We start from the raw sequence: 12,085 nt of genomic DNA on the forward strand, positions 1-12,085 counted from the left end.
TGAAAATCCCCCTAATAATAGGGGGTGTTCATTTTCAATTGCTACTTGGCATAGTATTTTATTACCCGTAATTTTTTGTATTGCCATTAGACTGTTTTGAACTGAAAAATTCACAATAGCAATTTGACTTTTGCTGTTTTGCTGTTATCCAAATTAAGTGTAAAGTTGCTAATCGCGATTTGCATCTAGCCTCTTCATAGTCGGCATAGACATTTTATTAATGTCTAATCTATGGTCCATAAGACCATTGCTGCCCATGTCGCGGGCCATAAGTTGAATCTCGGATCAATACGTTTCCGGTTTTCGCTTGAAATCTAGGGGTAGATTTCACGTTGGTTTCAACAGGGCGAAGGTGGGGCACCGGGTAACTTCACATCGCTCGAAGCGGCGTTCGTCCGCTTCCGGGGATAAATAAACAGGAGATACTTAAATGACGGAAACTGCATACGGTAACGCCCAGGATCTGCTGGTCGAACTGACGGCGGATATTGTGGCTGCCTATGTTAGCAACCACGTCGTTCCGGTAACAGACCTTCCCGGCCTTATTTCGGATGTTCACACGGCACTCAGCGGCACCTCGGCACCGGCATCGGTGGCGGTCAATGTCGAAAAGCAGAAGCCTGCTGTCTCGGTTCGCAAGTCTGTTCAGGACGATCATATCGTCTGTTTGGAATGCGGCGGCTCGTTCAAGTCGCTGAAGCGCCATCTCACGACACACCACAGCATGACGCCGGAAGAATACCGCGAAAAATGGGATCTGCCGGTCGACTACCCGATGGTTGCACCCGCTTATGCCGAAGCCCGCTCGCGGCTCGCCAAGGAAATGGGTCTCGGTCAGCGCCGCAAGGCCAGCCGCTAATCGAATCTGCCTGTTCTTCTCCCCGCCGGGGAGAAGATGGCCGGAAGGGTCAGATGAGGGGGCAAGCACTCCGCATATCGCCGACGTGGCCCCCCTCAACCTACCCGCTGCCGCCTTCTCCCCGGCGGGAAGAAGGCGGCAAGCGGAGCCTGCCCGCTTCACATGTTTCCTTTGAAGCTGTCTTTCCCGCCACATGAATGTCCAGCCGGTCCGTCGACCGGCTTTTTTATTGCCGCGTCGAATCTTGTGTGAGGAAAAAAATCCTTTATCGCGCGCGGCATTTCTGCAAAAGTAAAACCATATCAAGCGTATATTCTCTCCCGGCAAATTCACGCTTCCCCACAGTCGTTCTCAGGTGTATGAATTAATTCCTATTCGTAGAGGAGTTGCATATGCCGTCGGATATATTGCCCCTGCCTGCTCCAGCGCGGCCATGTGTGCCGGTCGCCGATCGTCATTTTCGCCGTTTTCCGCCTGCCGCCGGGCGGGATGAGGTTGCCCGCATCTGCCGGCTGATCCGGCAGCTGACCACTGAAATGGTGCAGTTGACCGGTGAGCGGCTGGGCGCACGCCGCGACAGGCGGCGCAGCGAATGCCATGTCCGCCAGATCGCCATGTATGTGTGCCATGTGCAGCTTGGCATTCCCATGTCGGATATCGGCCCCTGTTTCGGCCGGGACAGAACCACGGTCGGCCATGCCTGCCAGGTTATCGAGGACCGCCGTGACGAGCCGGCCTTTGACGAATTCGTCGCTGCGCTGGAACGGTTGGCCGGCAGCATTTTCAATGTGATGAAAGGAGTGCGGGATGAGTGAGGCAACAGGCACTCCGGTCGATCCGGCCCTGCTGCGGCTTCTGCGTTGCATCGCAGCCGGCCCGGCTGAAATCCGCGAAGACGGGAGCGATATCCTCCTGCACCGAACGCGGGAGGGGCGTTCGGCACTGCGGTTGCCGGCGGCCCTGATGCAGCTTGCGCTCTCCTCCGGGCTGGTCGAGAGGCGGGAAGACAGGGTGTCTGCCGCGCCGCCGCTCGCCTCTTATCTCAAGCGCGCGATGGCGAAGGATCGGGACGAAATATTTCAGGAGCAGCATCGGGATTTGCAGAGCGTTGTCGTTGATGTCGATGGCGACAGACAACCGGCCCGGCAGAACCTCAACACGTCGCCCCTCATGGCCTTTTCCCGCCTGAAGGAGCGGGATGGCACGGCTTTTTTCCCAACGGAAGCCTTGCAGGCGGGCGAACGCCTCTCGGCTGATTTCCATCGCGGCCATCTCAGCCCGAAGGTGACGGCAACTTGGGAGCCGCGAATAGCGAACCGAACAAAGGGGGAGGCGGGCGGCACACTTGATCTCACCGAGGCGGCGATGGCCGCACGGGTCCGGTTTGCCCGCGCCGCCGATGCCATGGGGCCAGAGCTTGCGGGCGTCGCCATCGATGTCTGCTGTTTTGAAAAGGGGCTGGAGGTGGTGGAGCGGGAGCGGCAATGGCCGGCGCGTTCCGCAAAACTCCTGCTCAGGGCGGCACTTCTGTCGCTCGCGAGACACTACGCACCGCCGCCCAGCCGCGCCAGCCGGACAAGCCACCATTGGGGCGAAGAGGATTATCGTCCGCCGATGGCGGCAATGACGCTGACACGGTGGTGCTCAGGCGGGTAATGGTCAGGCGGCGAGCAGCCTTGCTTCTTCACGAATGCGCTTGACCATGGAGCGCAGACCATTGGCACGCTGCGACGACAGATGCTCCACCAGCCCGATCTTGTCGAACACCTCGATGGCATCCAGGCCGGCGATTTCGGAGGCCTTTTTACCGGAATAGACGGCAAGGACGATGGCAACGAGGCCGCGCACGATATGCGCATCGGAATCGCCCTCGAAGGTCATGAGAGGGTCTTCCGCACCGTCGCTATGGCTGACGAGCCAGACCTGGCTGGCGCAACCCTGCACCTTGTTCTCAGGCGTGCGTTTGTCCTCCGGTAGGTCGGGCAGCGCCTTGCCGAGTTCGATGACATAGCGATAGCGATCCTCCCAGTCGTCGAGGAAGGCGAAGTCATCAAGGATCGTTTCGAGAGAGGCCATTTGCGCGCCGTATCGTCCATTATTGCATGTCTTTGCTACGATATAGGGCAAGTGCGACCGCTTTTGAACCGTGCAGGCCATGAAAAAGCCCACGGAAAACAGGTTTCCGTGGGCAAGTTTGGCAGGCAGTCACGCAGACGGGCATATCCGGCTGCAGAGAAGGGGCGGCGCGGCGGTGCGCGACCGGGAAATAATCAGGGGGCAGGGCGCTTCTGCGGCAGGGGAATGACCGTGCCGGTCTTCAGCATGTCGGTATTTCCGGGAAATTCGACGCTGATAGCAGGCGCTTCGGCCAGTTTCTCGGTTTCGACAGCCACTTCGGCGGCGGGAGCGGTCTTGTCACCGGCGGCAAGCTGCGCGTCGAGCAGTTCATAGGCGACCTTGGCGCCTTCCTTTGCCCGCTCACCGAGCGCGTGGAAGGTTTCGGCGCCTTTGACGCAGACATCAGGCTTTTCAATGCAGATGGCGCTGACATAACGATAGGCCTCACCGGCGGCCGAAACGGCGCTGGGAAGATCGAATGCCGAAGGTTCCTTGGTGGGGTCGTTGTAGCTACCGAAATAGGACAGCGCCACCAGCACCAGCGAAAACCAGAATGTTCCTTTGATCAGAAACCACATTGTCAGACACCCTGCCAGATGATCTTTGTTTTGAAGCCCCGCCCGGTTTCGGGTCATTGGCCTTTGTCCCGTTTTTCGGGCTTGGGGAGAAGCTACAGGCGACCGGCGAACAGCCAATTGCAAAAAGCGGCGCAATTTAATTCAAATTGTATCTATTCTCCTCGCATCGGGACGTCTGCCCTCAATTCATTCGCATTTTAACAGTCCATGTTAAGCATAATTGCGACAGAGGCCGCGCGTTCCGGGGCAAAGCGGCGGCACGCTTTGCCACAAAGGTTAACACGATGGCAAAAATGAAGCGAAATCCGTCGCTTACCCGTCATTAACCATGATTGGCAAAGCTTCGAATAAATGCCCCGTATTGGGACTGCGGTGCATTTGAAGGCCGTTTGAGGCCATTCTTTTTATCCATTCCTTAAGCCGCCGCCTTCTATTGTCGGGACCATAAGATCCGCCTCAGGGATTTAGGTTTGGTATTGCGTAATATGAGAGAAAAAGCGGTCGCACTGGTCGACCATGCCGCGGGCAGATGGCTTGCGCGCATGGAAGAGGACGCTGAAAGGCGCGCCGGAACCATTGCGCGCCTGCGCCGGCTGATTGCCTTCGGCGCCGTCGGCCTTCTGGTTGTGCCCGCCCTCTTCAGCCTCGTCTTCAGCCCCGCCATCGCGCTGCCCATCGGCGCAGCCCTGGTGCTGGCGCTGTTCCTGTCCGCTGCCGCCGTGTCGATCGCTTTTTCCCGGCCGCTGCATGGTTCGGCATCCTCGTCCGCCCCTGCGGCTGATGACGACCTTGTTGCAGCGTCGCAGGTGCCGGGCCTCGTGCTCACCATCAATGAAAACGGCCTTGTCGAACGCGTCTCCGGTCGTGACCGCGAGAAATTTCCGGCCGAGCTTCAGGCCTGCAAAGACCACGTCTTTGCCGAATATGTTTATGTTTCTGACCGTATCGACCTGATGCAGGCCTTCGACCTTTTGCGGCAGGGCGAGGACAAGGCCAGCGCCGAGCTTCGGTTTGAGACCGGCGCGAAATCGCGCCCGGCGCAGTTCATGCATGCCCGTATCGAGATGACGGCGATCCGCAGCACGGCCGGCCGGCTTCGCCGCGTCGTTGCCCAGCTTTCCGATGTCACCGAGGTCGAACTGCTGCGCCGCGATGTCGCCCGCAAGGCGGCAGAGGCGGAATCGGCCAATGACGCCAAGTCGCGTTTCCTTGCCGCCGTCAGCCACGAGCTGCGCACGCCGCTCAACGCCGTCCTCGGTTTTTCCGATATTCTGGCCGGTGAATATTTCGGCCGGCTGGAAAATGATCGTCAGCGCGAATATGTCGGCTTGATCCGCCAGTCCGGCGCGCATCTCCTGTCGGTCGTCAATACCATGCTTGATATGAGCAAGCTGGAAGCCGGCCGCTACGAGCTGCTGATGGAAAGCTTCCCGATTGCCGAAACCATCTCGTCCTGCGAGGCGATGCTTGGCCTGCAGGCGAAGGAAAAAGGCCTGACTTTGACGAGCCGCATCCAGCGTGGCATCGGCGAAATCTCGGCCGACCAGCGCGCCATCCGCCAGGTTCTCATCAATCTGGCCGGCAATGCCATAAAATTCACCGATGCGGGTGGTGTTGTGTCAATCGACGCCGCGCGTGAAGGCAAGATGCTGAAACTCACGGTCAGCGATACCGGCATCGGCATCGCTTCCGACAAGATTGACCTGCTGGGCCAGCCCTTCATGCAGGTTCAGAATGAATATACCCGTCGCTATGAGGGCACGGGTCTTGGGCTGTCCCTGGTCAAGGGGCTGGTGGCACTGCATGGCGGCACCTTCGTCATCGCCAGCCAGCCCGGCGAGGGGACGGTCGTAACGATCATGTTGCCTGCCGATGGTTCCGGCATGGCGGGTGGCGAAGACGCCGAAACTGAACGCATGGTGGAATTTCCGCCGCGCATCCGGCAACTCGGCGAAATGGCTGCGATTATGAAGAAGGATGGTGACGATGGCCCCGCGAAAGCGAAAATCGCCTAAGAAAACAACGGCCCAGATTGGCGCCGGGTTTGTTTCCTTGGTGGTTGCGGCCATCGGGCGCGAAGTCCTGCGCCATCCAAAACTGGTTGGCGGCTGCGGTGCCTTCGCGGTCGTCTTCGGCTTTGTCGCGGCCAATGCGCTCTGGTATCAGCCGGGCATTCACCCGTCTCCCTTCCTGCGCACGCGCGATGCGGAAAACCCGAACGGGATCGCCGGTTATCGCCCGGCAGAGCCGCTCGGCACCCACGGCAACGTCACCACCTTTCGCATAGAGCGGCCGGCAGAGACGGAAGCGACGCAGCCACCGGCCGCCGAGACTGCGGCGCTGCCGCCAGCCGAAAGCCAGAAGCCGCAGCAGATCGTTGCCGATATTCAGGGTGAACTGAAGAAACGCGGGCTTTACGAAGGCGACGCGGATGGCCGCATGGGGCCGAAGACCGCCGCCGCCATCATGTTCTTCGAAGAAACGCTCGGCATGGAACAGACCGGCGAGCCGACGACCCGGGTGCTGGCAGCCCTCAGGATCGACGGCGCCACCGTTGCTGCAATTCCAAAGGACCGGCCATCCGACGCCAATACCGGCGGCGGAGTGGAAATCGACCCGGTCGCCGCCGCCATCCGCAAGGCGGAGAAGCCGCAGGTCAAGGCCGAACCAGCCTCCCTCAACAGCGCGACTGCTGGCGCAAAACCCGCAAGCAGCGCGCTGATCGCCAAGATCCAGCAGGGGCTGATCAATATCGCCTATGCCGACGTGAAGGTGGACGGTGTGGCCGGCCAGCAGACCCGCAACGCCATCCGTGCTTTCGAAAAACACTATCGCCTGCCGGAAACCGGTGAACCGAGCGAAGTGGTGCTGAAGAAACTGAAGTCGATCGGCGCGATTTGAGGTTTAAGCTTCAAGAGGTTGTCCGTTGACTGCGGGCCGGAGGTAAGTGTGGCTTTACCCCCCTCTGCCCTGCCGGGCATCTCCCCCTCAAGGGGGGAGATCGGCAAGCGGCGCTACCACCGCTTCATTCGCAGACGTTGAGATGGGCGAGATCTTGCCGCAGATCGATCTCCCCCCTTGAGGGGGAGATGCCCGGCAGGGCAGAGGGGGGGAAAGCCACACTCACCTTTGCCAAATCCAACATCGAGAGCACGTCTCATTGTTTCCATCGAAAGCACTGCCAATGCGCCTCAAATCCGAAATCTTCGTCTCAGCCCTCATCCGCCGCGTTTTCGCCGCCGGTGGATTTGCCGCGGTCGAAAAGAAGGGTGCGGAGGAAGCGGGTGCGATCTTCATCCGCCAGCGCCTGCGCGATGGCCGTGAAAATCTCTATGGACCGGCGCCGCAAAGTTTTGCCGATGACGAGGAAATCCGCGCTGAGCGCCGTTTCGAAACGCGTCTTGCCGGTGCGGAGGGTGAGGAAAGTGCCGCCCTGCTGGAAAAGGAACGGCGCTTCGACAGCGATCTGTGGATCGTGGAGATCGAGACGGATGAGATCGGCGCTCTGCTGACGCTGGTGGACCAGCCGCCGGTTTAGACGGCCAAAGGCCGCTTGCCCCTCACGTCCCGGTTTTGCGGGGAACGACGGTAATACGGCTCGGCCGCTCGCGGCCATGGGTATAGCTGTCCGCCCTGCGCCAGCTTTCCACCCGCTCTTCGGACTCGACGATGTCGAGACGGTCGAGCAGCGCTTCGGCGCGGCTCATGTCATCTTCTGCGGCGGCAAGGTGCGGATAAAAGCACTGCAAGACGAAAGCGGCTTCGGAAAACTCCATGCCAAGCCCGGTGAGCGTGGTCGCAAGCTGCGCGCCGGAAATATCGAGCATGATACGTTCCGACAGCCAGTAGCTGGATGACAGCGAATCCGCCAGCGCCACCGCAAACTGCCGGGCGTTACGCTCACGGGCGAAACGTACGAGCAGCGCTTCCTGCACTTCGCTCAGGCGGCGCAGACCAAGCACGTCACCTTCGGGGCGGTTGAGATGATGCGCCATCTGCTTGATCCGCTGGCGCATTTCTTCTTCAAGTGCGGATACGGCATCAGTTTTCGTGGTCGTCTCAGGAATGGCCACGTCCACCACCTGCGGCTCGACGGCTTCTGCCACGATCTGCGGTTCGGCAGCATTCGTCGGCTCATCCGGCCGCTTCAGATCTTCGGCATGCCGCAGGCCAACCAGCGCATCGATGACGGTGGGGGAGAGGTCTTCGCGGCGCACGATGGCGCGGGCATGCGCGGCACCTTGCGTGCGGGCAATGGTGATCAGCGTTTCGTCAGTGAGGCACTTCGACGCGATAAGGAAGGGGGCCGCAAGCGAAATCGGCTGGCAGGCGATGAAGAAGGCGACGGCCGAAGGCACGCTCGGATGCTGCGACAGGGCGGCAATCGCTTCCCGCTTGGCTTCTTCGGTGGAGGCGTTGAAAAGCGGCATGAAAAGTTCGGCAAACTGCCGAAGGTCCGTTTTTGACGGATGGGAAACATTCTCGAAATTCGTCACCGTGGCCATAAGCACCACATCTTTCTTCCTCACGGCTCTTGGCCTCTCAAGTTCTCGAAACCGGTCGGTCAACGCACTACCCAACAAACGCAAACACAATATCGGCTCAAATTAGAGCAAATCCGTTGACGTCCTGTTAACTATGGGGGGTGGCAAGAGATATTCTGCCTCTATCAACAAGGAAATTTTAAAACCTTCATGACGGAAAAAATGTCATGGAACTTTGCCGCATCGCCTTTGTTTTCAACGGGTGCAGCCCTGTCGGCGATAAATTGCCGTCCAGCGATTAGGGTTAACGGATCATTAACCTCTGTCTGTTTGTAATTTCATGGGCAGTATTAGGATTCCATGTTATTCTGACGTTCGGAATAAAAGCCAAAATGGCGGCGAAATGCCTGAATGTCCGCATAGTCCCGCGCTAAAGCCTTCTGCGGTTTTAGGGACATGCGAAAACCAGCCTGTGGGCTGGATTATGCGCAATGTGATGGTGATGAAATTCCCGACGCAAGACGAGGCTTGCGCGGTTCCCATGGGCAACATTGACTCCCGAAGAGGAGAGAAGCATGGCAGAGATTATTCCAATTGGTGACGCCCGACGAAGCCTGCGTCCCGCCGGCATTGCGGCCAGGGTAATCGGCCCCGCGAAGGTGGTGCTGTTTACCGGCGTGCGTTATGAAAAGCGCGAAACCGAGCCCGCTGGCAAGGTCGTTCGCAAGGGCAAATCCGTACCGGAAACTGCCTTGAAATCCTGATTATATCTGAAAGACCGGCGTTATTTCCACGGCGTCGGCTGGCATTTCGCTTCGTTCAGGAAACGTTCTGCCTCTTCTCCGAAACTTGGCTGCGGCACCAGGGTCCGCAACACCACATATCCTTCCGTCTGATCCGATTCCGCCAGAATGGCCTGTGACAGCGATGGCGGCTGCGCCTTGCGGATGGCGGCGATCTGCACCGCATCGGCGACCAGAATATCCATCACCCCGCCGGCAGACGTGCGGTCATTCATGCTGAACACCTCGTTCGAGGCCTTGTCGTAAACCGCGACCGACCAGAAGGGCACAACGCCAACGGCAGTGAGCCGGACGGGCTTTTCCTCAATATTGAACGTGCAGACCGCGACCCGCATGAAGGGATCGCCGCTGGCAAACGTCTTTTTCTCCGTCGTCTCTTCGAGCAGATGAAACAGATGCGGCTTTCCTTCCGCGACCGCGCGGGTATAGGCATCGCGATTGCTGAAATGCGGTATCGCCAGAAGAATGATGACGTGCAGCACGGCGGCGGCGACAAGGCCGGTGAGGATGGCGAGCAGAACCCTAAGCATTGCCACACCCCAGCTTGCGGATCTGCGGCATGGCGATGTCGATCAGGCCGGAACTGCCGGCAACCGGCGTGTCGAGCAGCGTCATGACCAGCTTGAATGTCTGGCCCTGCGGCACCGCCAGCCAGTTATAGGTCTGGGCGTCGGGGGCGATGGTGACGTCGATGCCGCCATCGGCGCTGCGCAGGAGTGTGCGGGAATTCAGAGCGAAGGGCCGCCCGGCATCTTCGGCCAGCACATTGCCTTGCTGATCGGCGGTATAAAGCGTCCAGAACCGTGAAGGCGGCACCGCGCCGGCCAGCCGGTAACGGCATTCGCCGCTGAGCCGCTGGCCATCGCTGTCGACGGAGGCGGTAAAGGCCAGCCCCTCGGTCGTGCCGTAGAGCAGCCTGCCGGCATCGGCGCGGTGCGATTTGGCGTAAGGGTCAGCCTCGATCGTCTGCGCTTCGGGAAACGCGTCCCAGGAACCGATGCGGATCGATCCGAAACCGGATGTCGCCTCAAGCGCCGCGAGTGTTACGGCAATACCGCCGCCAAAGGCGATCAGAAGGGCAATGCCGACAAGGAATGGAACTCGGAACACGCTGTTTTCCCGTTTTTGAACAGGTCGAGGACTATCACTGATTCCCCGTTTGGAAAATGGTGCCCTTTGTTTAGTCTTTGTGAAAATGAGCGGGATGGCGAATTCCGGTTCTCACGCACCCATGACCAGCTTGAAGGCGATGGCCCACATGGTAACCGCAATGACGCCTTCGAGAATGCGCCAGGCGGAAGGTTTCTCGAAGATCGGCCGCAGCCAGCGGGCGCCATAACCCAGCGAAAAGAAGAACAGCACCGAGCCGGTGGCCGCACCCGCCGCAAAGGTCTTTTCAAAGCCGGGAAATTGCGTCGAGATGGTGCCCAGCAGCACGACTGTATCGAGATAGACATGCGGATTGAGGAAGGTGAGCGCCAGACAAATGGCCAGCGTCTGCCACAGGCTCGCCTCCTGCCGCTCGGCCACCGACAGCGCTTCGGATGAACGCAGCGCCGAATGCAGGCTTTTGGCGCCATACCAGATGAGGAAGGCAGCCCCGGCATAACGCATGATGGGATCGAGCGCCGGCATGACGGCGCTTATCCGCTGAAACCCGAAGACGCCGACGGTGATCAGCAGCGCATCGGCAATGGCGCAGGTGGCGCAGACCGCAAACACATGCGAGCGCGCCAGCCCCTGCTTCAGAACGAAAGCATTCTGCGCGCCGATGGCAACGATGAGGCTGAGGCCCATCGTCAGGCCAGTGAAGAAGATTTGAATGTCCATGCGTGTCGCGGCCCCTGCCTCTTTCCATGTGTAATGGCCGAAGGCGTTGCTTCCCGACCGAGTGCTTGGATATTTCCGCCAGATAGTTTAATCCAATTAAATAAACTCAATCCAGATAAGCTGGTCTAATGTCGAACTTCTCTCTTCAACCTCTCGATTTTCCACAACGTTGCCATCTCTCTACCCTCATTCCTGTGACAAGCACAGGAATGAGGGAAGGAGAGGCCGTTGCCTATGGCTTCCAAGGCCCCCACGCCACCTCCAAACCCTGCATGAGGTGCCGTAGTGCTCGACTATCCCTCCATGCGGGCTGTGGCGCTCGTGGCCCAGACCGGCAGTTTCGAAAAGGCGGCGCAAGTGCTGTGCGTTACGCCTTCGGCCGTCTCGCAGCGTATCAAACAGCTGGAGGAGCGGCTGGGCGTGGTGCTGATCGTGCGCGGCAACCCTTGCGTGGCGACGGAAAAGGGCGAATGGCTCTGCCGGCATATGGATCATGTCGGTATGCTGGAAAGCGAATTGTTCCGCCAGCTTCCGGCGCTGGCGGAAGCGGGATCGGTGCAGGAGCGCGTGACACTCAACATCGCCACCAATGCCGATAGCCTCGGCACCTGGTTTCTGGATGCGGTTTCGAAATTCACCGGCGGCAGCGATTATCTCGTCAATATCGCGGTGGACGATCAGGATCACACGGTGGAATGGTTGCGCGGGGGCAGGGTGCTTGCCGCCGTCACCGCCCATGCCAAGCCCGTGCAGGGCTGCCGCGTCACACCACTCGGTGTGCTCAGATATCACGCTACCGCCAGCCCGGATTTCATGGCCCGTCATTTCGCCGATGGCGTCACCCCGGCCGCCCTTGCCCGCGCGCCTGGGCTGACCTTCAACCAGAAGGACAGGTTGCAGGCGAGCTGGATCAGGCAGGCGCTGGGAGAAGACATCTCCTATCCCACCCACTGGCTGCCCTCGACCGATGGTTTCGTGAAGGCAAGCCTTGCCGGCATGGGCTGGGGTCTCAATCCGGTGCAGCTTGTGGGGGAGCACCTCAAGGCGGGGAGGCTGGTGGAAGTCGTTCCCGGCACGCCGCTGGATATTCCGCTTTACTGGCAGGTCAATCGGCTTGCGGCGGAGCGCCTCGGGGTGTTGACGTCGCATGTGGTGGAGACGGCGAGGGCGGTGTTGTTGCGGTGATGCATTTCACACCGGGTTGCGGTTTAGGGAGACGGTAGCGGTTGAGCGAGTGGCTCACCCCCCTCTGCCCTGCCGGGCATCTCCCCCTCAAGGGGGGAGATCGATCTGCGGCAAGGTCTCGCCCATCTCTAGGCTTGAGAATGAAGTGGAGGTAGTGCCTCCTGCCGATCTCCCCCCTTGAGGGGGAGATGCCCGGCAGGGCAGAGGGGGGTGAACCACAGGTTCGGA

The 12,085-nt window shown here is 59.7% G+C and carries 14 protein-coding genes; 8 read left to right on the plus strand and 6 right to left on the minus strand.

Translation table 11 applies throughout. The annotated features are described in order from the left end of the window. The first annotated feature begins 430 nt into the window (after positions 1–430). The 3 genes from ros to AKG12_RS02830 all read left to right on the plus strand — a co-directional run bounded on the left by ros (position 431) and on the right by AKG12_RS02830 (position 2,515). Positions 431–859, plus strand: coding sequence for a MucR family transcriptional regulator Ros (gene ros / locus AKG12_RS02820; RefSeq protein ID WP_003497181.1), 429 nt, complete (start codon positions 431–433; stop codon positions 857–859). 392 nt (positions 860–1,251) lie between these two features. After that, the gene (locus AKG12_RS02825) at positions 1,252–1,674 is read left to right on the plus strand and encodes a helix-turn-helix domain-containing protein (protein ID WP_052817571.1); all 423 of its coding nucleotides are present in this window, start codon (positions 1,252–1,254) and stop codon (positions 1,672–1,674) included. Then, a complete protein-coding gene (locus tag AKG12_RS02830) occupies positions 1,667–2,515 on the plus strand; it encodes a DUF6456 domain-containing protein (RefSeq protein WP_052817573.1) in 849 nt (282 codons plus the stop codon). Before AKG12_RS02825 ends, AKG12_RS02830 begins: the two co-directional genes overlap by 8 nt. 3 nt (positions 2,516–2,518) lie before the next feature. Here the strand turns inward: AKG12_RS02830 and AKG12_RS02835 are convergent, their stop codons facing one another. Together AKG12_RS02835 and AKG12_RS02840 are read right to left on the minus strand one after the other, a co-directional pair. Continuing rightward, entirely contained in the window at positions 2,519–2,935 is a 417-nt protein-coding gene (locus tag AKG12_RS02835) for a SufE family protein (RefSeq protein WP_046798629.1), read from the minus strand. 194 nt (positions 2,936–3,129) lie between these two features. Next, the gene (locus AKG12_RS02840) at positions 3,130–3,555 is read right to left on the minus strand and encodes a DUF5330 domain-containing protein (RefSeq protein WP_046798630.1); all 426 of its coding nucleotides are present in this window, start codon (positions 3,553–3,555) and stop codon (positions 3,130–3,132) included. Positions 3,556–4,040: 485 nt separating this feature from the next. Between AKG12_RS02840 and AKG12_RS02845 the strand changes: the two genes are divergently transcribed. The 3 genes from AKG12_RS02845 (at position 4,041) to AKG12_RS02855 (ending at position 7,093) form a co-directional block, all read left to right on the plus strand. Continuing rightward, positions 4,041–5,570 carry a sensor histidine kinase gene (locus AKG12_RS02845; RefSeq protein ID WP_052817575.1) on the plus strand — a complete coding sequence of 510 codons (1,530 nt, stop codon included), beginning with the start codon at positions 4,041–4,043 and terminating at the stop codon, positions 5,568–5,570. Then, positions 5,542–6,456 (plus strand): peptidoglycan-binding domain-containing protein, encoded by a 915-nt coding sequence (locus tag AKG12_RS02850; protein WP_046798942.1) that lies wholly within the window; start codon positions 5,542–5,544, stop codon positions 6,454–6,456. Before AKG12_RS02845 ends, AKG12_RS02850 begins: the two co-directional genes overlap by 29 nt. A 283-nt stretch (positions 6,457–6,739) precedes the next feature. Continuing rightward, the gene (locus AKG12_RS02855) at positions 6,740–7,093 is read left to right on the plus strand and encodes a DUF1491 family protein (RefSeq protein ID WP_052817577.1); all 354 of its coding nucleotides are present in this window, start codon (positions 6,740–6,742) and stop codon (positions 7,091–7,093) included. Between the two features lie 22 nt (positions 7,094–7,115). Here the strand turns inward: AKG12_RS02855 and AKG12_RS02860 are convergent, their stop codons facing one another. Beyond that, the gene (locus tag AKG12_RS02860; protein WP_285277722.1) at positions 7,116–8,060 is read right to left on the minus strand and encodes a DUF2336 domain-containing protein; all 945 of its coding nucleotides are present in this window, start codon (positions 8,058–8,060) and stop codon (positions 7,116–7,118) included. A gap of 554 nt (positions 8,061–8,614) precedes the next feature. Here AKG12_RS02860 and AKG12_RS02865 point away from each other — a divergent pair. Continuing rightward, positions 8,615–8,803, plus strand: coding sequence for a hypothetical protein (locus tag AKG12_RS02865; protein WP_046798634.1), 189 nt, complete (start codon positions 8,615–8,617; stop codon positions 8,801–8,803). 20 nt (positions 8,804–8,823) lie between these two features. Here the strand turns inward: AKG12_RS02865 and AKG12_RS02870 are convergent, their stop codons facing one another. From AKG12_RS02870 to AKG12_RS02880, 3 genes are all read right to left on the minus strand, one after another. Then, a complete protein-coding gene (locus AKG12_RS02870; RefSeq protein WP_046798635.1) occupies positions 8,824–9,372 on the minus strand; it encodes a DUF1254 domain-containing protein in 549 nt (182 codons plus the stop codon). Beyond that, the gene (locus AKG12_RS02875; RefSeq protein ID WP_046798636.1) at positions 9,365–9,952 is read right to left on the minus strand and encodes a DUF1214 domain-containing protein; all 588 of its coding nucleotides are present in this window, start codon (positions 9,950–9,952) and stop codon (positions 9,365–9,367) included. Before AKG12_RS02875 ends, AKG12_RS02870 begins: the two co-directional genes overlap by 8 nt. Positions 9,953–10,063: 111 nt before the next feature. Continuing rightward, on the minus strand, positions 10,064–10,672 hold the full coding sequence (locus tag AKG12_RS02880) for a LysE/ArgO family amino acid transporter (RefSeq protein WP_052817581.1): 609 nt from the start codon (positions 10,670–10,672) through the stop codon (positions 10,064–10,066). Positions 10,673–10,957: 285 nt separating this feature from the next. Here AKG12_RS02880 and AKG12_RS02885 point away from each other — a divergent pair, with 285 nt between their 5' ends. Next, complete coding sequence (locus AKG12_RS02885) at positions 10,958–11,857, plus strand: LysR family transcriptional regulator ArgP (protein ID WP_052817583.1); 900 nt, start codon at positions 10,958–10,960, stop codon at positions 11,855–11,857. The last annotated feature ends 228 nt before the right edge of the window (positions 11,858–12,085 follow it).

Origin of the sequence: Agrobacterium sp. SUL3, from assembly GCF_001263295.1 — a bacterium.
In the GTDB taxonomy this organism is placed as follows: domain Bacteria; phylum Pseudomonadota; class Alphaproteobacteria; order Rhizobiales; family Rhizobiaceae; genus Agrobacterium; species Agrobacterium tomkonis.